This window comes from Nocardioides sp. NPDC023903, from assembly GCF_040639295.1.
In the GTDB taxonomy this organism is placed as follows: Bacteria; Actinomycetota; Actinomycetes; order Propionibacteriales; family Nocardioidaceae; genus Nocardioides.
The window spans coordinates 502,930-529,751 of the sequence record NZ_JBEZZS010000001.1 but is presented as its reverse complement, the minus strand read 5'-3'; the positions used below and the strand labels follow the sequence as shown (position 1 = coordinate 529,751).

Genomic DNA, 26,822 nt, shown 5'->3' with positions numbered 1-26,822 from the left:
CGGACCCGCTCGAGGCGACTCTATGAACATGACTTCACCCTGGATGGTCGCCGCGGCATTCACCGCTCTTGGTGCGCTCGTGCTCGGAGGGTGCGCCACTCCGGAGAGCGAGGTCGACGAGTTGGCCACGGTCACCACATCGTCGCCCGCTCCGGCGCCGTCACCATCCACTTCGCCGACGCCGCCGCCCTCACCGTCGGCCACCGAGACGCCGCTGTCCTCCGACGGCCGGCCGATGCGCGGGGAGCTGTCCATCCCACGGATCGGCGTCACCGATCTCGAGGTCGTGCCCTATCGAGGATGGACCGACGACGCTCCAGGGACCGAGATCCAGAACGGCGGCGTCGCGGCCAGCCCGTACGGCCCTCGCGGCGGCACCGGGCCTGGTGGGATCGGCAACTACCAAGTGACCGCGCACCGGCTCTCCTCCACGCGGGCGTTCCTGAGGCTGCCTGAGCTCGAGCCGGGGGACCGGGTCCGGTTGCGGACCGAGGAGGCGACGTACGTCTATCGCATCACCGGCACCCGGGAGACGTCGTTCCGGTCGGCGGCGTCGCTGCGCGCGCAGCGCGCCGCCGTCCCCGGCAAACCCGGCCAGGAGCCCACGCGCGCGACGATCACGCTGTCGACCTGCGCCACGCCTGAGGACCACGCCGAGGGCAACTACTGGTCCGACGAGTTCGACAATCCCGAGCATCGCATCGACAAGATCGGCGTCCTCGTCGCCGTGCGATGACCTCTCGGTACGTGACACCCGACACATCTAGAACTATTGCTCTAGAGCGTCTGCTCTATTTAGATTGTCTGCATGGCCCGACAGAGACTCCACACGCTCGACGATCTCCTTGACGTCGCCGAACAGATCGTGACCAGCGGTGACCCCTCCGGGCTGACGCTGCGATCCCTGGCCGCTGCGGCGGGTGCGTCCAACGGGACGATCTACCATGCGTTCGGGTCGAAGGACGTGCTGCTCGCGCGGCTGTGGCTCCGGTCCTCGTCTCGGCTGCGCGAGCTCATGGCGGAGGCGATGACGGCTGGCACCGGATCGACCGGCACCGCTGGGGTGGATGCGGTCGTTGCGGTGGCGCTGGCTCCTGTCGAGTTCGTACGCCGGTTTCCGGCGAGCGCCCGGCTGTTCTTCGCCCAGCGTCGTGATCAGCTCTTCTCCGGTGACCTTCCTCCGGAGGTCGAAGCCGAACTGGCTGCGGTGCAGGGGCGGTTCGTCGAGGTGCTGGTCACGCTGGCGCGTGGCGTGTGGGAGCGCGGTGACCGTGTCGCGGTCGAAGCGATCGCGGTCTGCGTCGTCGACCTGCCCGGCGGGATCGTGCGCCGTTGCCTCCTCGAGGACCGCGAGGCCGACGAGGCAACCGCCTCCCGCTTGGAGGCCGCCGTACGCGCGATCGTCGCGCTTCCGCTGGAGCCACGTCCACCCAGGCCAGCGCCTTCACCATCCACGTCACCGTCCGCACCGAGGAGCAACCCATGAACCGCACCTCAGCCACCACGAGCCCGAACGGCTCGCCGACCAGCGGGAAGGATCGGTCGGTTTTGGCACAGCCGCTGGAGCTGCCGAACGGCTTCGTGATCCCGAACCGTCTCGCCAAGGCTGCCCTCAGCGAGGGCCTGGGGCGTCGCGACTTCACTCCGGGCACCCGCATCAAGAACCTCTACCGGCGTTGGGCCGAGAGCGGTGTCGGGCTCTCGATCACCGGCAACGTGATGGTCGACCGCAACGCGGTCGGTGAGCCGGGCAACGTCGTGGTCGAGGATCATCGCCACGCCGAAGACCTGGCCGAGTGGGCGCGGGTGGCGAAGTCCGGCGGCTCGAAGGTGTGGGTCCAGATCAACCACCCGGGCCGTCAGACGCCGCGTACGCTCACCCCTCATCCCGTGGCGCCGTCGGCGATCGCCGTGCCTGGCGCAGGTGGTCTCTTCGCCGAGCCTCGCGAGCTGAGCGGGCGCGATATCGACGACCTGATCCGTCGCTTTGCGACCACGGCGGCGGTCGTGACCGAAGCAGGCTTCGACGGCGTACAGATCCATGGCGCGCACGGCTATCTGATCAGCCAGTTCCTCTCGCCACTCTCCAACCAACGCACCGACGCCTGGGGTGGGACGCCGCAGAAGCGGCGCCGCTTCGTGGTCGAGGTCTTCCGCGCCATCCGCGCGGAGGTCGGACCACGCACCCCGGTCGCGATCAAGCTCAACTCTGCCGACTTCCAGAAGGGTGGGTTCGGCGAGGAGGAGTCGCTCGAGGTCGTCCATGCGCTCGCCGAAGAGGGCCTGGATCTTCTGGAGGTCTCCGGTGGCACCTACACCTCGGCGGCCATGCTGGGCGTGGACCCGTCGCTGAAGGCGAGCACACGGCGGCGGGAGGCGTACTTCCTCTTCTACGCCGAACGGGTCCGGGCCGAGCTGCCCGAGCTGCCGTTGATGCTCACCGGTGGGTTCCGTACCGCCGGGGGGATGGTCGACGCCGTCGAGTCCGGCGCCGTCGACCTCGTCGGCCTCGGCCGTCCGCTCGCGGTGCAGCCGGACTACCCGGCCGAGCTGCTGGCCGGCCGCGCCGACGAGAGCGTCGTCAGCCCGCGGCGCAGCGGGATCCGGCTGCTCGACAACCTCACCGAGCTGAGCTACTACAGCGTCCAGATGTGGCGGATGGCCAAGGGCAAGGAACCGGCCCCCGGCAGGCACGCCGCCATCAATGTCACCCAGTACCTCCTCAACAACGGCCTGGAGAGCCTGCGCTCCCCGCGCGGCTGACCCGGAAGGAACGACGTGACCATGACACCGACCCAGGATGGTGCCGTCTGATGACAGCTCCTGTGAACCGTACGGAGGGCTTTCCCCCGATCCGGCCCGCGAACCGTACCGAGCTCCTCGCGGCGGGCTCGCCCGTCCGGCGGATCCTCGCGGAACCGCTGATCGCGCTCTATGGCCTGCCCGGATTCCTGCTGCCGCTCATGCACCCGGCGACGGCCTCGGCGACACTGAAGCGCGACAAGGTCTTCGCCGACCCGGATGCCGACATCCTCGACTTCGCCCGGCGCCTTCGCGACACCCTGGAGATGATCTCCGGCGTCGCCCACGCCGGCGACGAGGCCGACCATGTCTCTTACGCCATGCGCGAGCTGCACCGGCCGATGCGTGGTGAGGACACTCGGGGTGCGCCCTACCATGCCTGGACCCGCGACGTCTGGACGTGGAACTGGGCCGCGATCACGGCCGGCTACATGCGCGGCTACGAAGTGCTTCGCGGCTGGCCCACGCAGGAGTTCCGCGACGACGCCTATCTCGGGTTCATCGAGGTCGGTCGGCGCTTCGGTGTGCTCGGGATGCCGGCGACGTACGACGAGTTCCTGACCATCTGGCCGGCGGAGCGTGATCGGGTGGCGGATCCCCGCAACACGGGCGTCCAGACGCTGGTGGGCCTGACTGATGCCCGCGGGCTGCCCGCACCCCGGGCCCTGCGGCGGCTGCCGCTGTCCGTGTGGGCGCTCGTCAGCGCGCCGATCCGGCACTTCCTCAGGGTGGCGATCATGGCCGGGCTGAGGCCGGAGGAGCGCGACATGATCGGCTTTCCCGAGCGCCCGCTGGACCACGCCAGCCTCCGTGTTCACGTGACCTTCTGGCGACTGATCCTCCCGCCCCAAGTGTCCTACCGCGTCGGGCTGGCCTGGATGTCCGCCCGCGCCCGCTGGTCGGAGCCGGTGTGGCGTACGCGCTTCTCGGCCGACGCACTCACCTCGAGGACGGAGTCCGCATGACCACAGTGACCACCAGCGACGGGCATGACCTCGCCGTCCACAGCGCCGGTGACATCTCGAAGCCGACCGTCGTCCTCGTCCACGGGTTTCCGGACGACCACACCGCCTGGGAAGGGATCGTCGAGCGTCTGGCCGCGGATCATCATGTCGTCACCTACGACACCCGAGGCACCGGTGCCTCCGGCAGGCCGGGCCGGATCGCCGACTACCGTCTCGACCAGCTTGCCGCCGACCTGCAGGCGGTCATCGACCACGTCGACACCGGCGGAGGAGTCCACCTGGTCGGCCACGACTGGGGATCCGTGCAGGCGTGGCATCTGATCACCGACCCACGTGTCCGCCGCGTCCTCAGCTTCACCTCCGTCTCCGGGCCGTGCATCGACCACGTGCCGGGCTGGGTCGCCCGCAAGGCGAAGGCGGGCAGGTACGGGGACATCGCCACAATGTGGAAGTCCCCGCTCTACATGGGTCTCTTCTCGATCCCGCTACTGGCGCCGTTGCTGGCCCGTCTCGGACTCATCGATGCGACCCTCAAGCTCGCGATCAAGGCCATCGAGCAGCCCGAGCAGGTCGACCGGCGGCCCGCTGGGCCGAGCGCCCGCCGTAACGCCGCGTCGATCCGCATCTACGGCGCCAACGTCATCTCGCGCCTGCGCAACCCGGCCCGCGGCGGCACCGACGTACCGGTCCAGGTGCTGACTCCGCATCGAGACATCTTCGTCCCGCCGGTCACCCAGCGCGACCCGCATCCCGACATCCCGACGATCGAGATCCGCGAGATCCCGGGCGGGCACTGGGCCCCGACGTACAACCCCACCGTGGTGGGTGACCTGGTGGCGGGCTGGATCGCGCGCCATCAGCAGGCAGACGGCCTGCAAGACATGAGCTCCGAGGAGGTTCGGTGATGAGTGGGAAGCACGTACGGGATTCGCGGCAGGTTGCTCTGAATGCACGCCATGTCACCTGGGACTGGACCGGGTTGGGGATGCACTACATGGGTGGTGACCCGGTGGCGACCCATATCGCCAACGGTATGAACCTGCTGCTTCCCGAGGGTGAGGTCTTCTTCGTCCAGGCGTTCCAGGAGGCACTGCCGCTGATCAAGGACGATGTGCTGCGCGAGGATGTCGTCGGGTTCATCGGACAGGAGGCGATGCATTCCAGCTCGCACCAGTCCATCCTCGACCACCTCGCCGGTGAGGGACTCGACGTCGGGCCGTTCACCGATGAGATTCAGCGGTTCTTCCGTACGGTGCTGGGTCCTCGCGATCTGGAGGGGCGTCGAGCGCGCTCGTGGCTCATCGAGCGCGTGGCCATGGTGGCCGCGATCGAGCACTTCACCTCGTGGCTCGGCGACTGGGGCCTCAACGCCGAGGGATGGGACCGGGCGCTCGACCCGAAGGTCCTCGACCTGTTCCGGTGGCACCTGGCCGAGGAGGTCGAGCACCGGCACGTCGCGTTCGATCTCTTCACCCACCTCGACGGGAGCTACCTGCGACGGGTTCGCAGCTGGATGATCGCGTCGGTCGGTCTGGCGATCCTATGGACCAAGGGCACCGTCTACCTGATGTCGGTCGATCCCGAGCTGAGCGCGGGCCGGCGCAGGATCCGGCTGGTCGACGTGAGACGCGCTTACAGGCGGGGATACATCTTCACCCCCTGGCAGGTCATGAAGATGTGGTTCCAGTACTTCAGGCCGTCCTACCACCCGCGCGACTACGGCTCCACGAGCCAGGCCGTCGCCTATCTCGCTCAGTCCCCGGCAGCGCGAGCGGCCGGATGAGCGACCGCGTCGTGGCGATGCTGGAGCGGTGCGTCGCAGGGTACGCCGACGTCGCCTCACGATCGCGCATCCGGGAGATCGCAGAGGTGGACCGCGACCTGCACGTGGAAGTGACCGCCGCCGACCTCCTCGCCTCCGATGTCATGGGTGTGACGATCGCCGGGTCGGCCGGTGAGGAGTTGCCGGCGTGGCACCCAGGCGCTCACATCGATCTGGTGCTGCCATCCGGGCGGCAGCGCCAGTACTCGCTGTGCGGTGACCCTGCCGACCGTTCCTCGTACAGGATCGCCGTGCGTCGCCTGGACGAGGGTGGCGGTGGGTCGATCGAGGTCCACGAGATGACCGAGGGCACCGCAGTGACGGTCCGCGGACCACGGAACGCATTTCCTTTCGCCTACCCGCACCTCGCGAAGCACGACATCCGTGATATTGCCTTCGTCGCGGGTGGCATCGGCATCACCGCACTGCTGCCGATGGTGCGAGCGGCCTCGGCCGCGGGCGTCCCGTGGAGCCTGACCTACGTCGGCCGGGACGAGGGGACCATGCCGTTCCTGGCCGAGGTCCGCGCGATCGTCGGCGGCCACGTGCGGGTGCTGTACGGGAGACCGAGCCCCGAGGACGTCTTGACCGCGGTCGGATCTGGGACGTCGGTGTACTTCTGCGGACCGTCACCGTTCCTCGACACGATTCGCAAAGCGCTGGCTGACAGGCCGCACGAGGGATTCCACTTCGAGCGGTTCACGCCGCCGGAGACCGTCGATGGCCGGTCGTTCCGGATCCGCCTGGCACGATCCGGACACGATATCGAGGTGCCCGCCGATCGTTCGGCGCTGGCCGCGATCCGTGACGTCCGACCCGACGTGCCGTACTCCTGCCAGCAGGGGTTCTGCGGAACCTGCCGCGTTGACGTCCTACGTGGGAAGCCCGACCAGCGTGGAACGGCGAGCTTCCTGGACCGACCCGGCACCATGCTCGTCTGTGTCGACCGAAGCGACGACCCGAATCTGACCATCGACCTGTGAGTGGCTGTCCGACCGGTGACGCGCCCGGCCGTCGTGGTCGGGCTTCACGTGCCTGACGCGCGACCGGCAGGTCCGTTCAGGTCGCGACGCTGATGCATCCGCCCGTCCCCCTCGAGCTCGATGACGGTGTCGATGCCGATCCGCTCCAGGAAGCCGTGGTCGTGGCTGACCACGAGCAGTGCGCCGCGGTAGGCGTCGAGGGCCTCGGCGAGCTGCTCGACGCTGGTGATGTCGAGGTTGTTGGTCGGCTCGTCGAGGATCAGCAGCTGGGCGGGCGGGTCGGCCAGGAGAAGGCGGGCGAGGGAGACGCGGAAGCGTTCGCCACCCGAGAGCGTACGCACCGGACGGTCCACGCTGTCGCCCCGAAGCAGGAGCCGGGCGAGCTGGTTGCGGATGGTGCCGGGCGGCAGGTCGGACGCCACGCTGCGTACGTTCTCCATCGCACTGGCGTCGTCGTCGAGTCCGTCGAGGCGCTGGGGGAGGAGGCCGACCAGGTCGGTGAGGAGACGGCCATGAGGCCGCCCCGGCACCGGGTCGCCACCTTGGACCAGCTGGTCGAGAAGGGTCGACTTGCCGGAGCCGTTCGCCCCGATCAGCGCCACCCGTTCCGGCCCCTGGATCACGATGGTCCGGTCCTCGTCCTCCAGTTCCGCGATCCGCCGGCCTCGCGGCACTCCGGGGTCGGGGAGGGTGAGGTGGATGTGCTCGTCGTTGCGTACGCGGGAACCGGCTGCGTCGACGGCGGCCTGGGCGGCCTTCACCTTGTCGTCGAGCGTCGAGCGGAGCGAGCCGGCGGACGCCTGGGCCTTGCTGGCACGGTTGCCGGCCAGGATCTTCGGGATCCCGCCGTCCTTCTGGGTCTTCTTCGCCGTCCGCTCGCGACGGGCGAGCTTCGTCTCCGCCTCGATGCGCTGCCGCTTCTCGACCTTGAGCGCCTGCTGAGCCGAGCGCGCAGCCTGCTCGGCGGCCGCCTGCTCCTGTTCCCGGTGCTCCTTCCAGGCACTGTACGGTCCGCCGAACGTGCTCAGCGTCGCGCCGAACAGCTCGGTGGTGCTGTCCATGTGCTCGAGCAGATCGAGGTCGTGGCTGACGACGACGAGCGTCCCCGGCCACTGGTCGACGAACTCGGCGAGCTTGGCGCGGGTGGCTCGGTCGAGGTTGTTCGTCGGCTCGTCGAGCAGCGTGATCGGCGTACGGCGAATGCGGAGGCCGGTGATCGCGATCAGCATGCCCTCGCCGCCGGAGATCTCGGCGACGCGACGGTCGAGGTCGGCCGCGGAGAAGCCGATCTGGTCCAAGGCCTCGTCGGCACGGGACTCGATGTCCCAGTCGTCGCCGATCGTGTCGAAGTGGCGCTGGTCGACCGAACCGTCCTCGATCGCCCGGATCGCGGCGAGGATGCCGTCGATGCCGAGCAGGTCGGCGATCGTCGTGTCCTGCCGCAGGGTGAGCGTCTGCGGCAGGTAGCCGACCTCGCCACTGGCGTCGATCTTCCCGGAGGTCGGTGTCAGCTCGCCCGCGATGAGGCGGAGCAGGGTGGACTTGCCGGCGCCGTTGCGACCGATCAGACCGGTCCGGTCGGTGCCGAAGGTGCCGGTGACCCGTTCAAGCGCGACGGTGCCGTCGGGCCACTCGAAGGTCAGGTCGCGCAGGGTGATGGCAGATGGGGTGGACATGGCTGTGTTCTCTCGTCTCTTCCGTCGAGCGCCGAGATGGCGCGACGGGATCAGGTACGTGTCGACAGGAACGCGAACGTGCCGGAGAGCCCCACGCGTCGACGCCCGGGAAGGGCGGACGCGCGTGTGCGTCGAGAAGTGATCGTTCACCGGTGCGGGATGCCCGCACGGGCGAAGCCACCGGCAGTCCGGTGGCTAGATCTTGTCCACTTCGATCAGCTCCACGCCTTCACTTTAACAGCCATGCCGGCCCGCTCACCCGACGAACCCGTCCTGCTCCGCCTCCACGAACCACGGTGCTCGGCGGAGGACGGGCAGCACATCATCGGGCACGTCGAGGAGCACCAGATCGGTCTCGTTGGCAGCGAGGTCGTCGCGCAGCGAGCGGAGGGTGTTGAGCAGCGGGACGGTGACGTGAATCAGCGCCGAGACGTCGAGGGTGACCGTTCGGGGATCGGCGGCCTGGACCAGCCCGAGCGCCGCGTCGTAGGTCGCTTGGGCGTTGCCGGTGTAGAGGTCGCCTGTGAGCACGAGCGGCAGCACGCCCACTGGCCCCGGCGACGGCTCGAGCCGGCGCACCCGCGGCTGGTTCACCGCGCGGATGACCAGCAGGAGGGTGAGACCGACGCCCACCGCGACGCCGAGGAGCATCCCGCCGGTCAGGCCGACGGCGGCGACGGCGAGCGCGACCCAGAGCTCGGCCCGGTCGATGGCGGCGTACGTCCAAAGCTCTCGCGGGTCCAGCAGACCGGCCACGGCGACCAGCACCATGGCGGCCAGGATGGCCTGGGGCAGGTCGGCCAGCAGGGGAGCCAGCGCGAGAGCGACGAGCAGCGCCAGGCCCACGGTGACCAGAGCGGAGAGCTGGGTTCGGGCGCCCGATCGGAGGTTCACAGCCGACTGCGAGAACCCGCCAGCCGGGGGCAGCGACTGGGTGAGCCCGCCGGCCAGGGCGCCGATGCCGGTGGCGACCAGCTCACGGTTCACATCGATGGGTGGCTCGTGGCGACGCCGGTTGGTCCGCGCCACCAGCACCGTCTCCAGGAACGACATCAGCGCGATCGCGATCGCGCCGGGGAGCAGCCCGATCACGTCGTCGACGACCGGCAGGCTCAGGGACGGCAGCCCGGTTGGCACCGGGTCGATGAGGGCGAGACCGCGATCCTCCACGGCGCTGAGCGCCACCAGACATATGCCCGCCGCGACGACCACGAGTGGCCCCGGCACGGCGGGCGCCAGCCGCCGGAGGACCAGGAGCATCACGATCGCGGCGATCCCGACCACCGCGGTCACCGCCGAGAGCTCAGGGAGCTCGCGGGCGACCGCGACCAGCTCCTCGACGAAGCCTTCCGCCTCCGGGTCCGCCGACAGACCGAGCAGAGCCGGCAGCTGACTGGCGACGACGGTGAGTCCCACGCCGAGCCGGATCCCGGTCATGGTGGCGGGGGAGATGCTCTCGACCAGCGCGCCCAGCCGGGCCAGCCGCATGATCAGCAGACAGACGCCCACCAGGAAGGTCAGCGTGAACGCGGCCCGCATGAGCTCGTCGGGGCCACGCTCCGGCAGGGTGGCCAGCGAGCTGGCCACCAGGACGGAGATGGTCGACGTCGTCGAGACGCTCAGCGCGCGTGAGCCACCGAGCAGGGCGTACGCCGCCATCGGCAGCAAGCACGTGTAGAGCCCGACGCTCGCAGGCATGCCCGCGATCGTGGCGTACGCCATGGCCTGGGGGATCACGACCGTCCCGGTCGCGAGCCCGGCGAGCACGTCGCCGCGCAGCCACGAGCGGTCGTAGCCGCGCATCGTCGGGATCAGCCACGTCTTCACGGCCCCACCCCATCGGGACCGGGTGGTCCGGCAGGTCACCCGAGTCGGGTGAGGTCGCCCGCGCGACGACTTGCCTAGCCTCCGAGCACATACACGAGGAGGTTCTTCATGTCCGACAAGCCCAACATCCTGGTCATCTGGGGCGACGACATCGGCATCAGCAACCTGAGCTGCTACAGCGACGGGCTGATGGGCTACCGCACCCCGAACATCGACAGGATCGCAGCCGAGGGCATCCGGTTCACCGACTCCTACGGCGAGCAGAGCTGTACGGCGGGCCGCGCGGCGTTCATCACCGGGCAGAACCCTTACCGGACAGGCCTGACCAAGGTCGGCATGCCCGGCGCGGACCTCGGTCTGCGTGCGGAGGACCCGACGATCGCGACGGCGCTGAAGTCCCTTGGCTACGCGACCGGGCAGTTCGGCAAGAACCACTTCGGCGACCGCGACGAGTTCCTGCCGACGGCGCACGGCTTCGACGAGTTCTTCGGCAACCTCTACCACCTCAACGCCGAGGAGGAGCCGGAGCAGTTCGACTACCCCTCGGAGGAGGACTTCCCCAACTTCCGCAAGAGGTTCGGGCCGCGCGGCGTCATCCACTCCTGGGCCAACGACGACGGCACCCAGCGCATCGAGGACACCGGCCCGCTCACCAAGGAGCGGATGAAGACGATCGACGAGGAGATCGTCCCCGAGGCGCTCCGGTTCATGACCGACGCGAGCTCGAGCGACACCCCGTTCTTCGTGTGGCTCAACACCACGCACATGCACTTCCGGACCCACGCCAAGGACGGCAGCCGCGGCAAGGCCGGCCGGTGGCAGTCGGAGTACCACGACACGATGGTCGACCACGACGAGCTGGTCGGGTCGGTCCTGGACTACCTCGACGAGAACGGGCTGGCCGACAACACCATCGTCATGTACTCCACCGACAACGGGCCACACATGAACAGCTGGCCCGACGCCGGCATGACCCCGTTCCGCAACGAGAAGAACTCGAACTGGGAGGGCGCCTACCGGGTGCCGGCCATGGTCCGCTGGCCCGGTCGCATCCCCGCCGGGGAGGTACGCAACGGGATCGTCAGTCACAACGACTGGTTCGTCACCCTGCTCGCCGCGGCTGGTGACACCGACGTCGCCGACCGGCTCAAGACCGGGACCGAGCTGGCGGGAACGACGTACAAGGTGCACCTGGACGGTCACAACCAGCTCGACTACTTCACCGGGGAGGCCGAGGAGAGCCCGCGCAAGCATTTCTTCTACGTCACCGACGACGGCGACCTCGCTGGCATGCGGTTCGACAACTGGAAGTTCATCTTCCTCGAGCAGCGTCAGACCGGGACGCTGGCCATCTGGCTGGACCCGTTGGTGGAGCTGCGAGCGCCCAAGATCTACAACCTGCGCCTGGACCCGTTCGAGAAGGCGGAGGGCACGTCGAACACCTACTTCGACTGGATGCTCGAACACGCCTGGCTGCTCATCCCGGCACAGACGTACGTCGCGCAGATGCTGTCCTCGCTGATCGAGTTCCCGCCGCGGCAGACGCCGGCGACGTTCAGCGTCGACCAGCTGATGGAGAAGCTCAAGGCCGGCATGCCGAGCAGCTGATGACCAGCCAGACCATCACCAGCCAGCACAGCACGAGACACCCGGCCGTCGACCTGCCCGGCGCCACCTTCACGATGGGGTCCGACGACCACTATCCGGAGGAAGCCCCGACTCACCGCGTGCGGGTCGGGGCGTTCTCCATCGACGCGCACCAGGTCACCAACGAGCAGTTCGCGAGATTCGTGCGCAAGACCCGCTACGTCACCGTCGCCGAGCGACCGGTCGACCCGGCCGACTTCCCCGACGCACCGCCGGAGAACCTGCAACCGGGCTCGCTCGTCTTCACGCCGACCCCCGGCCCGGTCGACCTCCGGCACGTCAGTCAGTGGTGGACCTGGACGCCGGGGGCGTGCTGGTCAGCGCCGGAAGGGCCGGGAAGCTCGGTCAAGCGCCGGCCCGACCATCCCGTCGTCCATGTCGCGTTGGAGGACGCCCTCGCGTACGCCGCCTGGGCCGGCGGCGACCTGCCCACCGAGGCCGAGTGGGAGTACGCCTCCCGCGGAGGGCTCGAAGGAGCGGCCTTCACGTGGGGCGACGAGCCGCGCCCGGAAGGCCGGATCATGGCCAACACCTGGGACGGTCTCGACTTCCCGTGGCGCCACACCCGCGAGAGCGGCTTCTCCCGCACCTCCCCGGTCGGAAGCTTCCCGGCCAACGGCTTCGGACTCTTCGACATGGCCGGCAACGTGTGGGAGTGGACCAGCGACTGGTGGACCGACCGGCACCCCGACGAGGTCGCGAAGCCGTGCTGCGTACCCGTCAACCCGCGCGGTGGCGACGCCGAGCAGAGCTTCGACCCCGCGCAGCCCCAGTTCCGGATCGCCCGCAAGGTCGTCAAGGGCGGCTCGCACCTCTGCGCCGACACCTACTGCCTGCGCTACCGGCCCGCGGCACGCCGCCCGCAGATGGTCGACACCGGCACCAGCCACATGGGCTTCCGATGCGTACGCCGCCCGGAACCCGAGCAACCGAAGGAGACACCGTGAACGACCAACTGCTGCCGTCCTGGCGTCCGGGTGCCACCCGCGACGCTGTCCTCGCCTTCCTCGACGCGGCCGAGGAGGTGCCCGTGGCCGACCGCATGGCCTGCTTCGACAACGACGGCACCCTGTGGTGCGAGCGCCCGTCCTACGTCCAGCTCGACTTCTTCCTCGACGCGCTGCGCACCAGTGCGGAGGCCGACCCGTCGGTGAAGGAGCAGGCGGAGTTCGCGGCGCTGCTCTCGGGTGACCAGCAGGCGATCGGCGACATCGGGCTGGAGCGGATCGCGATGGCGCTCACCGGCCTCTTCAACGGCCTCTCGCCACAGGAGTTCACCGCGCGAACCCGCGAGTTCATGGCTCACGGGAAGCACCAGACCCTCGGGCGGCTGCACCGCACCTGCACCTACGTACCGATGCTCGAGCTCATCGCCGAGCTGCGGCGCCGCGACTTCGCAGTGACCGTCGTGACCGGGGGAGGGACCGAGTTCGTCCGCGCCATCAGCCAGGACCTCTACGGCGTGCCGCCCGAGGCGGTGGTGGGCACGCTCATCGAGTACGACTACGCCCCGGACCCGCCGCGCCTGAGCCGGTCGGGACGCCTGGTCGGTGCCGCCAACGAAGGCACCGCCAAGGTGTCGAACATCCAGACCCAGCTGGGACGACGCCCGATCCTCGCCGTCGGCAACTCCGGCGGCGACCGGGAGATGCTGGAGTGGGCGGCGGCCGGCGATGGCCCGACGCTCGCGCTGCTCGTCAACCACGACGACGCCGAGCGCGAGTTCTCCTACGTCAGCACCGCACAGACCTTCACCGAGCCCGAGCCGATCACCGACGTCGGTGCCCGGCTCGGCTGGACCGTGATCAGCATGGCCCGCGACTGGGAGACGATCTTCGCCTGACCGTTACTAGTCGGGGATCGTGACGACCTCAATGACGTCGATGTCATCGGCACGCAGCGCGTGCAGGACACCCTGCAGCGCCTCCTGGTCGGGGACCTCGCCGGTGAGCGTCGACTGCTCGTGATGCGCCTGGACGGCCAGCTGGGGGAACGCCTTCTGGAGCTCACGGGATAGTTCACCGTTCACTCTGATCAGGACCCTCGTCATGGTCTTCCTCGACTGCTCACGTACTGCACGCTACGAATCACTCCCGCACCATGGTTCACCGAATTCGGGTGATGCTGGACGCCAGCCGCGAACGGGATCGTCGTCGGTGAACGCAGTCGACGACAGCAAGGACCAGAGATGGCGACCCTGACGGTATGGAAGTACGACACGACCGAAGGTGCAGACCAGGCCGTGAAGAACCTCGAGGAGCTCGTCAAGCAGGATCTCCTGGTCCTCGAGGACGCCGCGACCGTGCACTGGGAGGTCGGCAAGAAGAAGCCGAAGACCCGCCAGCTGACCAGCACCAAAGCCATGGGGGCGATGAGCGGCACCTTCTGGGGCATGCTCTTCGGCCTCATCTTCTTCGTGCCGCTGCTCGGGGCAGCGGTCGGCGCGGCGACCGGCGCCCTGACCGGGTCGCTGACCGATGTCGGCATCGACGACGCTTTCATCAACAAGGTCCGAGACCAGGTCACTCCCGGCACCTCGGCACTGTTCCTGATGACCTCCGACACGGTGGTCGACAAGGTTCACGAGGCCATGAAGGGCCACGAGGGCGAGCTCATCTTCACCAACCTCAGCAGTGAGCAGGAGAAGGCGCTGCGCGAGGTCTTCGCCGAGTGACGTCATGGCCAGCCTGACCGCGTGGGTCTACGACCGGATCATGGGCGCTACGGACGCCGAGGTCTGGCTCAAGGACCTGCAGGAGCGTGGTGCGCTCACCGTGCACGACGCCATCACGCTCACCTGGTTCCCAGGAGCTGAGGAGCCGCAGATCGGCCATCTTCGCCACCGTACGGCGGGCGCCGCAGCCAAGGGCTCGTTGCTCGGTGGTCTTCTCGGGATCCTCGTGTTCAACCCGGTCGCGGGCGCCGTTGTGGGGGCGGCGTCCGCGGCCGCGGTTCAACGTCTGAGGCAGGCCGGCATCGGTGACGAGGTGCTCACCGAGGTCGCCGAGCAGCTCGGGCCCGGCAAGTCCGCACTCGTGGTGCTGAGCAGCGATGCGGACCCGGACGCGGTCGCCGCGGCCATGAAGCACGGAAACCCCACGCTCGTCTACGCCGAGCTGGACGACGAGGTCGCCGAGGAGCTCAAGGAGCTCCTCCGCACCGAGACCACAGAACCGACTGACGACGGAGACTGATCATGGCGATGAACCAACCTCCCACCCGACGACTGCAGCCGACGATCAACGCCGGCCGCCTCTGGGCGGGCGGCGCCGCCGCCGCGGTCGTGGCCGCGCTGCTCGCGGTCGCCGGCATCGTGATCGCCCGGGGCATCTTCGACGTACCCATCCTCGCTCCTGAGGGCGACGGGGTCTGGGGAGACGCCTCGACGTGGTGGTACGCCGTCTGGGCAGCGGTCGCCGGGCTGCTGGCCACGGCCATCGCCCATGTCCTCCTCCTGACCACACCGCAGCCGCAGACCTTCTTCGGCTGGATCGTCGGCCTGGCCACCGTCATCGCGGCGCTGTGGCCCTTCACGTCCGACGCGGGTCTCGACACCAAGCTCGTCACGATGATGATCAACCTGGTGATCGGGATCGCCATCGGCTCGCTGGTGTCGTCCGTCGCCCGGAGCGCGATCGTCCCCGAGATCCGGTGACGTCTCGCGGGCGATGCGGCCTCAGATCAGCCCGCGCTCGCGTGCCTCACGCACCGCCGCCGAGCGCGTGTTCACGCCGAGCTTCTGGTAGATCGAGCGTACGTGCGTCTTCACGGTGTTCTCGCTGACCCTTTCCGCCTCCGCGATCTCGGGGATCGTCAGCCGCGAGGGGAGGTCGTGGAGCACGTCGACCTCGCGGGCGCTCAACAGCGTGCCGATGACCCCGGTGGCGAGGTCCTCAGGCTCGGCGTGGTCGGTGAGCAGGGCCGCGACGAAGTCCTCGGCGGGCCCGAAGCGTGAGCGGTTCTTCGAGAGCAGCGGCTCCAGATGCGGCCACAAGTCGACGAACGGCCGGCGGAAGTTGTTCGGCACCGCCCACTCGAGCGCCTTCCTGAGCGCGTCGAAGGCGCGGACGTCGTTGTCCAGGGACGACTCCAGAGCCGCGGCCAGCACCTGCGCGTAGACGACGGTCGTCGGTGCGTGCGCCGGGCGGGTCCCGTCGAGCACCGGCTCGAGCTCGGCCAGCGCGTCTCGGGCCCGTCCGGTGGCGGCGAGGATCTGCGCGTCCGGGATCGCGCACTCGGCGCTGCCGGGCATCTGGTCGCGCACACGTGCCGCGATCTCCCCAGCCCAGCTCTCGTTGCCGATGGCGAGGGCCATCCTGACCTCCTGAGGCGTGCCGGCGCTGATTGCCGCAGGAGAGACATGGTGGGCGGCGTCGAGCTGCCAGATCCGCCGGAAGGTCTCGGCGGCCGCGGCGCGGTCCGGGCCGGTCGTGGCCTCGAAGGTCGCCAGGGAGTGCATGCCGCGTATACCGAGCCCGACCTCGGCGTTGTTCACCCCGTCCAGCGCTCGCATGCCGAGCTCGGCGTACTCCAGCTGTGCGTGGCCATCTCCCGTCTGGAAGGCGGTCCACGCGGCCACCAGGTAGGAGTGGGCGAGCCTCGGCGAGTCCCGCCAGCCGTGCTGGGTGGCGAACGCGATGGCCTGGTCGGACCAGTCGTGGGCGCCCTGAAAGTCGCACATGGCGCTGGTCATCCCGGACAGCTGCGACATGGTCTCGAGTACGACCTGGTCGTAGCGACGGCTGCGGGCCAGCACGAGCGCCTGCTCGAGGTCGTCGATGGCTCCCTGGTAGTCGCCGGCGCGCATCCGGGCGGGTCCACGCTGGGCGAGGAGCACCAGGTTGACGTCGCTGTCACCCGTCATGGCGACATCGAGGATCGCGCTGTCCTGCATGGCCGCGACGACGTCGCCCCCGGCGAGGGCCCGCTGGACGACGGCCGCGGCGAGCATCGCCTTGTACGTCGGCTCGGACGGCGGATCGCCGGCCGGCACCGCGCCCAGTGCTTCGTCGGCCGCAGGGAGGTCGTTCACGTCCAGCGCCGCCAAAGCGGCGATGACCGCGACCCGATGGTCGGTGACGGGCGAATCGCGGGACCTGATGGCGTCGCGTACGAGATCGCCGCGGCCGGACAGCACCATGTGGAGCCCGTTCGCGCGGAGCAGGCTGTCGAGGAGGTCCTGGTCCCCGCTCCGGGCCGCATGCCGCAGCGCGGTCGCGGCTTCGCCGTGCGCGTCGAGCCAGACTGCGGTGGCCCGGTGTTGGCGCGCAGGAGCCTCGACGTCGCGGCGGGCCATAGCGGCGAGCAGGCAGTTCCGCAGCAGGGCGTGGTAGCGGTACCACGCCGAGTCGCCCGACTGGCTGACGAGCGCGTTCGCTGTGCACAGCCGGTCGAGGAGGGCGCCGGCGTCGGGCCTGCCGGAGAGGTGGGCAGCCAGGTCGATGGACAGGTGGTGGGGCGCGCAGGTCGCGTAGAGGAACTCGACCAGTTCCGGGTCGAGCCGGTGGACGACCTCGGTCAGGACGTACTCGATCACCGTGCGGACGTCGCCGTCGAAGGATGCGACGACCTCGGTGGGGTCGTCGCCGACCATGGCTGCGACCACCGCCATCCGAAGCGCGGCAGCCCAGCCCTCGGTCAGGCCGACGAGATTCGAGATCGCGTCGGCCGTCATCGGTAGGTCGCTGGCCGCGAACAGCTCCAGCGCCTCGCCGTCGGTGAAGGCGAGATCCTTGCCGCGTACGTCCGAGAGCGACCCGTCGAGCCGCAGCCGGTGGAGCGCGAGCGCCGGCTCGGACCGGCAGGCCAGCACCAGCCCCACGTCGGGTGGCAGCTCGGCGAGGAGGATGTCGAGCCCGCGCAGCACCTCGGCATCGTGGAGCAGATGGACGTCGTCCAGCACGATCCAGCGCACACCCGCGACCAGGAGCGACTCGACCACCTTCGTGACGAACCTCGGTTCGGTGCCCTGCCGGGGCGGGGTCAACCCGTCGAGCTGCGCTGTCCTCCCGGGCAGCCCGGCGAGGACGAGGGCCTCGATCAGCGCCGACCAGAACTCGTACGGCCCGTCGTCCTGCTTGTGCAGCGACAACCAGGCAACCGGCTCATCGCGGGCGGCGGCACGGGTGGCCCAGTCGGCCACGAGCATGCTCTTCCCGTAGCCCGCGGGAGCGCAGACCAGAGTGAACCGGCATTGCCCGACGGCGTCCTCGACCAACCGGTCCCGGCTGACGAACGTGGGCAATATCCGCGGGACGCGCAGCCTCGTCGGCGCCACGTAGGCACGAGAACCGGTGTCTAACATCCGCAAACGAACGCTCCTTACGCCTCCGATAAGTCTTTACCGGCAACCATCCAATCAGCGACTCCTCGTTAAAGTAAGGAGCCAAAGGGCCCGTATACGGGGCGGGGAATACGCCCAGTCGGGTGGTCGCGCTCACCCCTATCGGGTGATACGGGCAAACCGGACGGGCTAGACCATGGTGCCGTGAGCCCCAGGACACAGAGCCCGGAAGAGCCGGCCACGAGCTGGCCACCGCAGTTCAGGGTCCTGGCGGTCCTGCTCGGATCCGCTGCGGTGGTGATCCTCGTGGCCGGACTGCAGGCAGCCAGCGGCATCCTCGGACCGCTGTTCCTCGCGATGGTGCTGACCATCGTCGTCCACCCGGCCCGGAACTGGCTGGCGCAGCGCCTCCCGGCCGGCGTCGCCACCGCCCTCTCCATCATCGCGGTCGTCGTCGGGATCGTCGGTCTCGGCCTGTGCGTGCTGCTCGCGGTGGCTCGCTTCGCCACCTTGCTGAGCACCTACGGCGATGTCGCCAAGGAGCGCGTCGAGGACCTGACCGACTGGCTCACCAAGGTCGGCATCGGCACGGACGAGGTGCTCAAGATCGTCGAGTCGTTCGACCTCTCGAACCTGCTGTCCGTGGTCTCCGGTGCACTGAACGGGATGTTCGGGGTGCTGTCCACGATGGTCTTCATCCTGGCCCTGTGCCTGTTCATGGCCATCGACGCGACGGCGCTGCCGCGCCAGCTGGCGTCGGTCAGCCGCCGGCGCCCGGGCCTCGTAGATGCCCTGTCCTCGTTCTCGGTCGGAACGCGTCGCTACCTGCTGGTCTCGACGGTGTTCGGCTTGATCGTCGCCGCCCTCGACACGCTGGCCCTCTATCTGCTGGGCGTGCCGGCGCCGCTGGTGTGGGGACTGCTCGCGTTCCTGACCAACTACATTCCGAACATCGGCTTCGTGATCGGCCTGATACCACCGGCGATCCTGGCGCTGCTGGACGACGACCTCTCGCTGATGCTCGCGGTCATCGCCGTCTACTGCCTCCTGAACGTGGTGATCCAGTCGGTGATCCAGCCGAAGGTCGTCGGTGAGGCGGTGGGCCTCTCGGTGACGCTGACGTTCCTGTCACTGATCTTCTGGTCCTGGGTCATGGGTCCGATCGGTGCCGTGATGGCGGTCCCGTTCACCCTGTTCGTGCGCGCGGTCTTCGTGGAGGCCGATCCGGAGAAGGGCTGGCTGATGCCGCTCATCGCGGGAAGTGCCCCGGTGGAGCTACTCGGGGATGGTGACGATCTCGATGACGTCGACCCCCAGAGAGCTGAGTAGGTCCAGCACACCCTGCAGCTCCTTGGCGTCTGCGAGGTCACCGACCAGGGTCGTCGTCGCCGGCTGCGTGGCCCGGGTCAGGTGAGGGAACGTCTCGATGACGTCGTCCGACACCGACGAGCCCACCCGGATGAGGATCCGGGTCATGAGCGCGTCACGCCGATCAGGTGTCCGTTCACGTTGGCTCCAGAGAGTGGCCTTGGACGGTGGTCTGATCAAGGTAAGCGGACCGGCGCCCGGAGCGGTCACCGGAAACGGGCGAGGGTGAGCCGTCATTCCGCGGGGAACACTGCTCACGTGGACGTGGCTGCCCTGCGGGGCCGGGTGGAGGCCTTGGTCGCCCACGTGCCCCTGCTGCGGAAGCTGGCCACAGAGGTCGTTCGGATCGAGTTCATCGACCGGTGCATGCTGATCGCCGCCCAGGCACTCTTGGCCATGGTGCCGATGCTGGTCGTGCTCGCGGCCTTTTTGCCCCACCTCACCGGGAACGTCCTGGCACAGGTCTCGCAGGTCACCGGCGTCGGCGACGAGGCGGTACGCCAGGTGTCGGGAGAGGTCAACCTGGATCAGGTGCGTTCGGAGACGGGCGCGGTGGGCCTGGCGATCACGATCGTGTCGGCGACGTCCTTCGGCCGCGCCGTGCAGCGGATGCTCGAGCGGGTCTGGGAGCAGGAGCACGTCGGAGGCCTGCGGGGAGCCCGTCGTTGTCTGCTCTGGGTCGTTGCCTGGCTGGGCTGCCTCGGAGTGGTCAACACGGTGGTCAGCCTGCTCACCGATCCCGGGGACCTGCTCCGTCTGTTGCTCCAGATCCTGGGCGCGTGCGCCCTCTGGTGGGGGAGCAGCTGGGTTCTGCTGTTCGGACGTGCCCGGGGACTGCTGCTGCTCCCGGGCGCGGTGCTGACCGGCGTCGTGCAGGTCCTCTACAGCCGAGGCTCGTCGTGGTTGATGCCTGCCTATGTCGAGTCGAACGCCGAGCAGTTCGGGATGCTGGGCGTGATCCTCGCGCTCTCGACCTGGCTGATCGGTTTCGGCGGCATCATCGTCGGCGGCGCGCTGCTCGGCCGGCTGATCGTCGAGGACCCGGTCATCGCCTGGTTCGTGCAGCAGGTGCGTACGTTTCTCACCCGGAGAAGGTGAGGCCGGCGGAGGCCGGCTTGCGCTGAAGTCTGGCCATGGGTGAAGCAATAGGCGAGTCTCTGCCGATCGCCGTGGGTGTGCTCGTCAGCCCCATGCCGATCGTCGCACTGGTACTCATGCTGGTCAGCCGCCACGCCAGCTCCAACGGGACGGCCTTCGTCGTCGGGTGGCTGGCGGGCATCTTCGTGCTCGGTACGCTCGTCGCCCTGCTCGTCGGCGCGGCCGGATCGGGAGACGCGGAGACCCCGACCTGGGCGGCCCTGCTGAAGATCCTCCTCGGAGCTCTGCTCCTCCTGCTCGCCGTACGCAGCTGGCAGGGCAGGCCGGGCGAGGGAGAGCCCGCCCCGACGCCGTCGTGGATGGAGGCGCTGGACGAGTTCAACGCGTTCAAGGCGTTCGGCACGGGCGTACTCCTGGGATCGGTCAACCCCAAGAACCTGCTGCTCGTGGTCTCGGCCGCCAGCACGATCGCGACGGCGACGGCGGTGACCAGCGAGCGGATCGTGGCGATGGCCGTCTTCACCTTCGTCGCCAGCCTGGGCGTGCTGGTGCCGTTCGGCATCTACCTGATGGCCGGTGAGCGCGCGGCCCGGCTGCTGGAGGGCATCAAGGTCTGGATGATCGCCAACAACGCGGCCATCATGACGGTCCTCCTCGTCGTGCTCGGGGCCAAGATGGTCGGCGACGGAGTGGGGGCGCTCTGATGGACGCCTCCACCTTGGTCGCGAGCCTCGTCAGCGCGGCTCTCGTCGTCGCCCACATCAGCGTCTGTGTGGTGGCGCTGGGCGTGATCCCTGGCGGCCGGAAGCCGTCGACGGGCCTTGCCTGGCTGTTCCTCATCCTGGCGGTGCCGGCGTTCGGCCTGCTCGCCTTCCTGCTCTTCGGGAGCACCAGCGTCGGCCGCAAGCGCCGGGAATGGCAGCGCCAGGTCAACGAGCGGATCAGCGCCGAGCTCAGGTACGACCCCGCGGCCCTGACGGCTCCCGCGGGCTCGTCGGCGGGGGCCGTCCGGCTGAACGAGCGCCTGGGATCCTTGCCGCTGACCGGCGACAACCGGGTCGAGGTGCACCCCGAGTACGCGGAGACGATCGCGGCGATGACGCAGGACGTACGCCGGGCGCGATCCTTCGTGCACGTCGAGTTCTACATCTCCGCCTGGGACGACGTCACCAGTGACTTCTTCGAGTCGCTCGTCGAGGCGGTCGACCGCGGAGTGGAGGTGCGCTTCCTCTTCGACCACCTCGGCTCTCGCGGCATTCCCGGCCACCAGGACATGCTGTCGAGGCTCGAGGGTTCCGGAATCAAGTGGGCGTCGATGCTGCCGGTCCGGCCGCTGCGCGGTGAGCTCCGCCGCCCGGACCTGCGCAACCACCGCAAGATCCTCGTCGTCGACGGGGTCGTTGCGTACGCCGGCTCGCAGAACCTCATCGAGCCCGGTTACGACAAGCCCAAGAACCATAAGGCCGGGCGCGAGTGGGTCGACCTGATGCTTCGGATCGAGGGCCCGGCGGTGCGGGACCTGGCGATCGTCTTCGCGACCGACTGGTACGCCGAGACCGCCGAGAACATCCGGGACCTGCTCGCCCCGCGAGCACCCTTGGAGGGCGAGCGGAGCGAACGGGCTGCAAAGGGAGTCGCCTGCCAGGTCGTGCCGAGCGGCCCCGGCTTCGTGACCGAGAACAACCTGCGCCTGTTCAACACGCTGATCTACGGCGCGCAGTCGAGGATCTGCCTGGTCAGCCCCTACTTCGTGCCTGACGAGTCACTTCTCTACGCTGTCACGTCGGCCGCCCAGCGAGGCGTCGAGGTCGAGCTGTTCGTGAACGAGGGCGCCGACCAGTTCATGGTCTTCCACGCACAGCGCTCCTACTACGCCGAACTCCTCGACACCGGTGTCCGGATCCGGCTCTACCCCGCGCCGTACGTCCTCCACACCAAGTTCTTCACGGTCGACGACACGATCGCTGTGGTCGGCTCCTCGAACATGGACTACCGCTCCTTCGCGCTCAACTATGAGGTCATCGTGCTGCTCGAGAGCGAGCAGGTGGTCGACGACCTCCAGAGCGTGCTCGGCGACTACCGGGAGAAATCGAGCGAGCTCAGCATCGAGGCGTGGTCGCGACGCGGGCGCGGGGCCGCGTACGTCGACAACGTCATGCGCCTGACGGCGGCTCTTCAGTAGCTGCGTCTTGGGCAGCCGCCGCGAGGGCGGCCTCGACGGTCGGGTAGACCGGCGGCTCACCCTCCTCGGCGGCCTTCGTCAGGACGTCGCGGACCTGGCCCACGTCTCCGGCGAGCGCCAGGTCGGCGCCGAGGCGCTGCAGATCGGTACGCAGCTGGGTCAGCATCTCGGTGGCGGTGACGTCGATCGACGGTGTCGCCCTGCCGTCGAGCACGACCAACCGAAGGTCTGGCACGTCCGTGGCGAGCTCGCGGATCTGCTCGCGTACGAAGTCGGCGTTGACGAACAGGAGAGGCGCCTCGACCCTGACCACCAGGACACCCGGGATCCCTGCGTACGCAGGGTTTCGGCTCTGGTCGACCCACAGCCCCGGGTGCGCGGACGCACTGCCGTCATCCGTCCCCTCGACAGGGGCCAGCGGCGCGATGTGCGGCCGCGAGGTCCGGGCGATGAGCAGGACGACCGAGGCGGCGATACCGATCACGAGACCGGGCAGGGTGTCGAAGACGAGCACGCCGATCAGCGCCGCCACGGCGCCGACGAAGTCCGCGCGGGCGCTGATCTGGTAGATCTTGGTGACCTGTCCGGTCCGGACCCGCCACAGCCGGCGCAGGGCGGAGATGTCGACGAGCTCGATCACCGCGGCGATCACGATCGCTGCGAGAGTGGCCTCGGGAAGGTCGGCGAAGAGCTTGGTCATGAACAGCAGCGTGAGCAGCGTGAGCACTGCGGCGGTCACCGCCGAGAGCTGCGACTTCGCCCCGGCCGAGCCGTTGACGGCGGTCTTGGACAGCGAGCCGTTGACCACCATGCCGCTGGCGAGGCCGGCACCCAGGTTGGAGACGCCCAGGCCGAGCAGCTCGCGGTTCGGGTCGATGTCATAGCCGCTCTTGGCCGCGTACGTCTTCGCCGCGCCCAGGCCCTCGGCGAACCCGACGAGCATCACGCCGACGGCGGCCGCGAGGAGGTCGCGGAACTCAGGAGCCGACACGTCCGGAAGCCCGATGGCGGGCAGGCCGGCATCGATGTGGCCCACGATGGCGAGCCCGCGTTCGTCGAGGCCGAGCAGGGCGGTGAGCCCGATGCAGACCAGCGCCACGATCAGGGAGGCGGGAAGGAGCGGCACCAGCCGCCGCAGCACGAGCAGGACGGCGAGGCTGCCCACCCCGATGGCGATGGTCAGGGCATCGACGTCACCCAGCTGGCGCAGCAGGTCCCAGGCCTTCTCGAAGAAGTTGCCCGAGCCCTTCTCCACACCCACCAGCGGCGGCAGCTGACCGATGATGATCGTCAGCGCGAGCCCGATGATGAAGCCTCGTAGGACCGGCTCGCTGATGAACGCGGCCAGGAAGCCCAAGCGCATCAGGCCGGCGATGAGTGCGACGATCCCGGTCGCGATGGCCAGCCCGACGGTGAGCGCGACGACATCGGCCCCACCGGACGCGAAGTCCGCCACGATCCCGGCCGAGAGCGCTGCGGTGGCCGACATCGGCGCGACGATCAGATGGCGCGAGGAACCCAGCAGGCTGTAGAGCACCAGGGCGGGCACGGCCGCGTAGAGGCCCACGACCGGCGGCACGCCGGCGATGGTGGCGTACGCCAACGACTCCGGTACGAGCACGGCCCATACGGTGAGCCCGGCGAGGACGTCGGACCTGATCCAGGACGGCGAGTAGCCGCTGAACGACGGAGCGATGAGTCTGGCCACGATCGGTGAGGCTGCTACGCCGGGCCTGTTCCGGGATCGCCCGGAAGGGGTGAGCCTCGGGTCTCCCGTCCCGGGGAGGATGCGTTGACGGCGTGGGCCCGACGTCCGTACGCCTTCCCCTCCCTGGATTGGAGCGCCGGTGGCCAAGGGCGACATGGATCCCGACCCGGACGGTCGTACGTCGCTGCGCAGGCTCTACGCGGGGTCTCTGCGTCGCACCCAGGCACGTGCGGAACGGGTGCTGCGGAGAGAGGTCCGAGAGATCACCCCGCAGAAGCGCCACTGGCGCCGTGACCTCGTCGCCGGACTGCCCGGGGCCATCGCCAGCGTGCCCGACGGGATGGCGTCGAGCGTGCTCGCCGGGGTCAACCCGACCCACGGGCTCTACGCCTCCTTCGCCGGTCCCATCGCGGGCGGCCTGAGCTCCTCGACCCGGATGATGGTGGTCACCACCACCAGCGCCTCGGCGCTGGCCGCCGGCTCGGTCCTGGCCGGTCACGACCCCGACGACCGGTCGGCGGCGATGCTGCTGCTGACTATCGTCGCGGGCGGGGTGATGCTCCTGGCCGCGCTGTTCAAGCTGAGTCGCTACATCCGGTTCGTGTCCTACTCGGTGATGCTCGGTTTCCTCACCGGGGTCTCGGTCAACATCGTGCTCGGCCAGCTACCGGACATCGCCGGCGTCGACGCCGAGGGACCCTTCGCCGCCGCCAAGGCGTGGGACCTTCTCACCCGGCTCGACGAGAGCAGTCTGCCCACCGTAGCGACCGGGCTGGGGGCGCTGCTCCTGCTGCTGGTGCTGGCTCCGACCCGGCTGGCGGTGGCCTCGCCATTGGTCGCCCTCGTCGTGCCGACCGTCACCGTTCTGGTGACGGGGGCCGATGTGGTCAGCGTGGAGGACTCCGGCAAGATCCCGCAGGGGCTGCCCGTCCCGCAGCTGCCCGACCTGAGCCTGCTCGACATGGACATGGTCACAGGTGCGATCGCCATCGCCGCGCTCGTGCTCATCCAGGGGGCAGGGGTGTCCGAAGCCGTCCCGAACCCCGACGGCAGCAGGTCGTCGACGCGCCGGGACTTCACCGCGCAGGGCCTCGCCAACGTCGCCTCGGGGTTCTTCGGCGGGCAGCCGGTCGGCGGGTCCGTGGGCCAGACGGCCCTCAATGCGACGGCGGGCGCTGCCTCGCGGTGGGGTGCGATCTGGACGGGTATCTGGATGGCGGTGATCCTCGTGCTGCTCTCGGGAATCGTCGGCAAGGTCGCGATGCCGACCCTCGCCGCGGTGCTCATCTACGCAGGGGCGGCGTCCATCCGTCCACGCGAGGTGGTGAGCGTCGCGCGGACCGGCGTCATTCCGGCCGTCGCCATGACGGCGACCTTCGTGGCCGTCCTCCTGCTGCCGGTCGCGCAGGCGGTCGGCATCGGTGTGATCGCCTCGCTCCTGCTGCAACTGCGGCAGGACTCCCTGGATCTCCGGCTCGTCCGCATCGAGCGGGACGAGGAGGGGCGCTTCATCGAGAGCCCGGTGCCGCGGACGCTGACGCGTGGCGAGCTCGTCGTGCTCGAGGCGTACGGCTCGCTGTTCTATGCCGGGGCGAGGACGCTGCAGCGTCTGCTGCCGCTCCCTCCCGAAGGGCCTGAGCCGGAGCAGGGCGAGGAGGCGGCCACCGCAGTGGTGCTGCGGCTGCGGGGGCGCACGACGCTGGGCGCCACGTTCTTGAAGGTCGTGGGGGACTACGCCCGGGATCTGGACGGAGCGGGCGCGCGTCTGTACCTGTCCGGGGTCGACCCGGAGCTGGTCGAGCACTGGTCGGCGGACGGCACGCTCCGACGGCTCAGCGGGGTCCACATCGAGCCGGCCACCCAGATCCTGGGGGAGTCCACGCACGCCGCGGTGGTCGCTTCCCGGGAGCCGCCCTCCGACCGGCCGGAATGACCCGGCGGAAGGTCACCCGTTGCGGGTGAGCAGCACGAGCGCATCGCGTCCTAGCGTCGGAATCGTCCTGCCGCCCGGCAGGCGCGTGATACGTGGGAGGCACGATGGAACGCGGCCCGGTCGAGATCCTCTTCCTGTCGATGTCGGAGGACGTCGAGCTCGGCGACCTCGCGGCAGTGCTGCGGCAACCGGTCGAGAGCGGAGTGATCCGGATCATCGACTGCGTGCTGATGGCCAAGGACGCCGGCGGCAGTTTCCGGGCTCTCGACCTGGAAGAGGCCGAGGGTCTGCCTGCGGAGCTCGAGGGGCTTCAGATCGACGCCAACGACCTGCTCAGCGACACCGACATCGAAACGTTCGCCTCCGCCCTCGAGCCCGGTCAGGCCGGCCTCGCGGTCGTCTACGAGCAGATCTGGGCGCGGGAGGCCGTCAGACAGATCCGCAGCGTCGGTGCCGAGGTCGAGCTGTTCCTGCGCGTGCCGCCCGAGGACGTCGACGTCGCCTTCGCTTCCGCCGCCCGCTAGAGAG

Annotated in this window: 25 protein-coding genes; 19 read left to right on the top strand and 6 right to left on the bottom strand. The window is 69.3% G+C overall.

Features of this window, described 5'->3' with window-relative positions; all coding sequences use genetic code 11:
• Positions 1-28: 28 nt before the first annotated feature.
• The 7 genes from AB0F44_RS02630 (at position 29) to AB0F44_RS02600 (ending at position 6,572) form a co-directional block, all read left to right on the top strand.
• Positions 29-736 carry a class E sortase gene (locus tag AB0F44_RS02630; protein ID WP_357352367.1) on the top strand — a complete coding sequence of 236 codons (708 nt, stop codon included), beginning with the start codon at positions 29-31 and terminating at the stop codon, positions 734-736.
• A gap of 72 nt (positions 737-808) precedes the next feature.
• Complete coding sequence (locus tag AB0F44_RS02625; RefSeq protein WP_357352365.1) at positions 809-1,486, top strand: TetR/AcrR family transcriptional regulator; 678 nt, start codon at positions 809-811, stop codon at positions 1,484-1,486.
• Positions 1,483-2,763, top strand: a complete 1,281-nt coding sequence (locus tag AB0F44_RS02620; protein ID WP_357352363.1) for an NADH:flavin oxidoreductase/NADH oxidase family protein — start codon at positions 1,483-1,485, stop codon at positions 2,761-2,763. The genes AB0F44_RS02625 and AB0F44_RS02620 overlap by 4 nt, the downstream gene beginning before the upstream one ends.
• A 50-nt stretch (positions 2,764-2,813) precedes the next feature.
• A complete protein-coding gene (locus AB0F44_RS02615) occupies positions 2,814-3,767 on the top strand; it encodes an oxygenase MpaB family protein (protein ID WP_357352361.1) in 954 nt (317 codons plus the stop codon).
• Entirely contained in the window at positions 3,764-4,672 is a 909-nt protein-coding gene (locus AB0F44_RS02610; protein ID WP_357352359.1) for an alpha/beta fold hydrolase, read from the top strand. Before AB0F44_RS02615 ends, AB0F44_RS02610 begins: the two co-directional genes overlap by 4 nt.
• Positions 4,672-5,550, top strand: coding sequence for a metal-dependent hydrolase (locus AB0F44_RS02605; protein WP_357352357.1), 879 nt, complete (start codon positions 4,672-4,674; stop codon positions 5,548-5,550). Before AB0F44_RS02610 ends, AB0F44_RS02605 begins: the two co-directional genes overlap by 1 nt.
• Positions 5,547-6,572 (top strand): PDR/VanB family oxidoreductase, encoded by a 1,026-nt coding sequence (locus AB0F44_RS02600; protein ID WP_357352355.1) that lies wholly within the window; start codon positions 5,547-5,549, stop codon positions 6,570-6,572. The genes AB0F44_RS02605 and AB0F44_RS02600 overlap by 4 nt, the downstream gene beginning before the upstream one ends.
• 44 nt (positions 6,573-6,616) lie before the next feature.
• Here AB0F44_RS02600 and AB0F44_RS02595 read toward each other — a convergent pair whose 3' ends face one another.
• Positions 6,617-8,248 carry an ABC-F family ATP-binding cassette domain-containing protein gene (locus AB0F44_RS02595; protein ID WP_357352353.1) on the bottom strand — a complete coding sequence of 544 codons (1,632 nt, stop codon included), beginning with the start codon at positions 8,246-8,248 and terminating at the stop codon, positions 6,617-6,619.
• Positions 8,249-8,503: 255 nt separating this feature from the next.
• Complete coding sequence (locus AB0F44_RS02590) at positions 8,504-10,075, bottom strand: SulP family inorganic anion transporter (RefSeq protein WP_357352351.1); 1,572 nt, start codon at positions 10,073-10,075, stop codon at positions 8,504-8,506.
• 108 nt (positions 10,076-10,183) lie between these two features.
• Here AB0F44_RS02590 and AB0F44_RS02585 point away from each other — a divergent pair, with 108 nt between their 5' ends.
• From AB0F44_RS02585 to AB0F44_RS02575, 3 genes are read left to right on the top strand one after another with little or no spacing between them, the layout of a single operon-like run.
• Positions 10,184-11,683 (top strand): arylsulfatase, encoded by a 1,500-nt coding sequence (locus tag AB0F44_RS02585; RefSeq protein ID WP_357352349.1) that lies wholly within the window; start codon positions 10,184-10,186, stop codon positions 11,681-11,683.
• Positions 11,683-12,669 carry a formylglycine-generating enzyme family protein gene (locus AB0F44_RS02580; protein ID WP_357352347.1) on the top strand — a complete coding sequence of 329 codons (987 nt, stop codon included), beginning with the start codon at positions 11,683-11,685 and terminating at the stop codon, positions 12,667-12,669. The genes AB0F44_RS02585 and AB0F44_RS02580 overlap by 1 nt, the downstream gene beginning before the upstream one ends.
• Positions 12,666-13,565, top strand: a complete 900-nt coding sequence (locus tag AB0F44_RS02575; protein WP_357352345.1) for an HAD family hydrolase — start codon at positions 12,666-12,668, stop codon at positions 13,563-13,565. Before AB0F44_RS02580 ends, AB0F44_RS02575 begins: the two co-directional genes overlap by 4 nt.
• Positions 13,566-13,571: 6 nt before the next feature.
• Here AB0F44_RS02575 and AB0F44_RS02570 read toward each other — a convergent pair whose 3' ends face one another.
• Complete coding sequence (locus AB0F44_RS02570; RefSeq protein WP_160023944.1) at positions 13,572-13,772, bottom strand: hypothetical protein; 201 nt, start codon at positions 13,770-13,772, stop codon at positions 13,572-13,574.
• A gap of 138 nt (positions 13,773-13,910) precedes the next feature.
• Here AB0F44_RS02570 and AB0F44_RS02565 point away from each other — a divergent pair, with 138 nt between their 5' ends.
• Genes AB0F44_RS02565 through AB0F44_RS02555 form a run of 3 tightly spaced genes read left to right on the top strand, consistent with a single transcriptional unit; the run spans position 13,911 to position 15,377 of the window.
• Positions 13,911-14,396: a DUF1269 domain-containing protein gene (locus AB0F44_RS02565; protein ID WP_357352343.1), complete on the top strand. Its 486-nt coding sequence runs from the start codon at positions 13,911-13,913 to the stop codon at positions 14,394-14,396.
• A gap of 4 nt (positions 14,397-14,400) precedes the next feature.
• Complete coding sequence (locus AB0F44_RS02560; protein WP_357352341.1) at positions 14,401-14,916, top strand: DUF1269 domain-containing protein; 516 nt, start codon at positions 14,401-14,403, stop codon at positions 14,914-14,916.
• A gap of 2 nt (positions 14,917-14,918) precedes the next feature.
• Positions 14,919-15,377: a DUF6069 family protein gene (locus tag AB0F44_RS02555; protein ID WP_357352339.1), complete on the top strand. Its 459-nt coding sequence runs from the start codon at positions 14,919-14,921 to the stop codon at positions 15,375-15,377.
• A gap of 21 nt (positions 15,378-15,398) precedes the next feature.
• On the opposite strand, the gene AB0F44_RS02550 is transcribed toward AB0F44_RS02555, so the two are convergent.
• Positions 15,399-17,999 carry a LuxR C-terminal-related transcriptional regulator gene (locus AB0F44_RS02550; RefSeq protein ID WP_357352337.1) on the bottom strand — a complete coding sequence of 867 codons (2,601 nt, stop codon included), beginning with the start codon at positions 17,997-17,999 and terminating at the stop codon, positions 15,399-15,401.
• Positions 18,000-18,209: 210 nt separating this feature from the next.
• Between AB0F44_RS02550 and AB0F44_RS02545 the strand changes: the two genes are divergently transcribed.
• On the top strand, positions 18,210-19,334 hold the full coding sequence (locus AB0F44_RS02545; RefSeq protein WP_357352335.1) for an AI-2E family transporter: 1,125 nt from the start codon (positions 18,210-18,212) through the stop codon (positions 19,332-19,334).
• Here the strand turns inward: AB0F44_RS02545 and AB0F44_RS02540 are convergent.
• Positions 19,281-19,481, bottom strand: a complete 201-nt coding sequence (locus AB0F44_RS02540; RefSeq protein WP_357352333.1) for a hypothetical protein — start codon at positions 19,479-19,481, stop codon at positions 19,281-19,283. The two genes, AB0F44_RS02545 and AB0F44_RS02540, sit on opposite strands and share 54 nt — an antisense overlap.
• 150 nt (positions 19,482-19,631) lie before the next feature.
• On the opposite strand from AB0F44_RS02540, the gene AB0F44_RS02535 reads away from it, so the two are divergent.
• Genes AB0F44_RS02535 through cls form a run of 3 tightly spaced genes read left to right on the top strand, consistent with a single transcriptional unit; the run spans position 19,632 to position 22,653 of the window.
• On the top strand, positions 19,632-20,471 hold the full coding sequence (locus tag AB0F44_RS02535) for a YhjD/YihY/BrkB family envelope integrity protein (RefSeq protein ID WP_357352331.1): 840 nt from the start codon (positions 19,632-19,634) through the stop codon (positions 20,469-20,471).
• A gap of 35 nt (positions 20,472-20,506) precedes the next feature.
• Positions 20,507-21,175: a GAP family protein gene (locus tag AB0F44_RS02530; RefSeq protein ID WP_357352329.1), complete on the top strand. Its 669-nt coding sequence runs from the start codon at positions 20,507-20,509 to the stop codon at positions 21,173-21,175.
• Positions 21,175-22,653, top strand: a complete 1,479-nt coding sequence (gene cls / locus AB0F44_RS02525; protein WP_357352327.1) for a cardiolipin synthase — start codon at positions 21,175-21,177, stop codon at positions 22,651-22,653. The genes AB0F44_RS02530 and cls overlap by 1 nt, the downstream gene beginning before the upstream one ends.
• On the opposite strand, the gene AB0F44_RS02520 is transcribed toward cls, so the two are convergent.
• On the bottom strand, positions 22,625-24,361 hold the full coding sequence (locus AB0F44_RS02520) for a SulP family inorganic anion transporter (protein WP_357352325.1): 1,737 nt from the start codon (positions 24,359-24,361) through the stop codon (positions 22,625-22,627). The genes cls and AB0F44_RS02520 overlap by 29 nt on opposite strands.
• A gap of 139 nt (positions 24,362-24,500) precedes the next feature.
• Here AB0F44_RS02520 and AB0F44_RS02515 point away from each other — a divergent pair, with 139 nt between their 5' ends.
• Together AB0F44_RS02515 and AB0F44_RS02510 are read left to right on the top strand one after the other, a co-directional pair.
• Positions 24,501-26,294: a SulP family inorganic anion transporter gene (locus tag AB0F44_RS02515; RefSeq protein ID WP_357352323.1), complete on the top strand. Its 1,794-nt coding sequence runs from the start codon at positions 24,501-24,503 to the stop codon at positions 26,292-26,294.
• A gap of 104 nt (positions 26,295-26,398) precedes the next feature.
• A complete protein-coding gene (locus tag AB0F44_RS02510; protein ID WP_357352321.1) occupies positions 26,399-26,818 on the top strand; it encodes a DUF6325 family protein in 420 nt (139 codons plus the stop codon).
• Positions 26,819-26,822: the final 4 nt, after the last annotated feature.

What these genes read in the sequence shown, in the direction of transcription:
- AB0F44_RS02630 (WP_357352367.1), top strand. Translation starts at nt 29, where the DNA reads ATGACTTCACCCTGGATGGTCGCCGCGGCATTCACCGCTCTTGGTGCG.
- AB0F44_RS02625 (WP_357352365.1), top strand. Translation starts at nt 809, where the DNA reads ATGGCCCGACAGAGACTCCACACGCTCGACGATCTCCTTGACGTCGCC.
- AB0F44_RS02620 (WP_357352363.1), top strand. Translation starts at nt 1,483, where the DNA reads ATGAACCGCACCTCAGCCACCACGAGCCCGAACGGCTCGCCGACCAGC.
- AB0F44_RS02615 (WP_357352361.1), top strand. Translation starts at nt 2,814, where the DNA reads ATGACAGCTCCTGTGAACCGTACGGAGGGCTTTCCCCCGATCCGGCCC.
- AB0F44_RS02610 (WP_357352359.1), top strand. Translation starts at nt 3,764, where the DNA reads ATGACCACAGTGACCACCAGCGACGGGCATGACCTCGCCGTCCACAGC.
- AB0F44_RS02605 (WP_357352357.1), top strand. Translation starts at nt 4,672, where the DNA reads ATGAGTGGGAAGCACGTACGGGATTCGCGGCAGGTTGCTCTGAATGCA.
- AB0F44_RS02600 (WP_357352355.1), top strand. Translation starts at nt 5,547, where the DNA reads ATGAGCGACCGCGTCGTGGCGATGCTGGAGCGGTGCGTCGCAGGGTAC.
- AB0F44_RS02595 (WP_357352353.1), bottom strand. Translation starts at nt 8,248, where the DNA reads ATGTCCACCCCATCTGCCATCACCCTGCGCGACCTGACCTTCGAGTGG.
- AB0F44_RS02585 (WP_357352349.1), top strand. Translation starts at nt 10,184, where the DNA reads ATGTCCGACAAGCCCAACATCCTGGTCATCTGGGGCGACGACATCGGC.
- AB0F44_RS02580 (WP_357352347.1), top strand. Translation starts at nt 11,683, where the DNA reads ATGACCAGCCAGACCATCACCAGCCAGCACAGCACGAGACACCCGGCC.
- AB0F44_RS02570 (WP_160023944.1), bottom strand. Translation starts at nt 13,772, where the DNA reads ATGACGAGGGTCCTGATCAGAGTGAACGGTGAACTATCCCGTGAGCTC.
- AB0F44_RS02565 (WP_357352343.1), top strand. Translation starts at nt 13,911, where the DNA reads ATGGCGACCCTGACGGTATGGAAGTACGACACGACCGAAGGTGCAGAC.
- AB0F44_RS02560 (WP_357352341.1), top strand. Translation starts at nt 14,401, where the DNA reads ATGGCCAGCCTGACCGCGTGGGTCTACGACCGGATCATGGGCGCTACG.
- AB0F44_RS02555 (WP_357352339.1), top strand. Translation starts at nt 14,919, where the DNA reads ATGGCGATGAACCAACCTCCCACCCGACGACTGCAGCCGACGATCAAC.
- AB0F44_RS02540 (WP_357352333.1), bottom strand. Translation starts at nt 19,481, where the DNA reads ATGACCCGGATCCTCATCCGGGTGGGCTCGTCGGTGTCGGACGACGTC.
- AB0F44_RS02530 (WP_357352329.1), top strand. Translation starts at nt 20,507, where the DNA reads ATGGGTGAAGCAATAGGCGAGTCTCTGCCGATCGCCGTGGGTGTGCTC.
- cls (WP_357352327.1), top strand. Translation starts at nt 21,175, where the DNA reads ATGGACGCCTCCACCTTGGTCGCGAGCCTCGTCAGCGCGGCTCTCGTC.
- AB0F44_RS02510 (WP_357352321.1), top strand. Translation starts at nt 26,399, where the DNA reads ATGGAACGCGGCCCGGTCGAGATCCTCTTCCTGTCGATGTCGGAGGAC.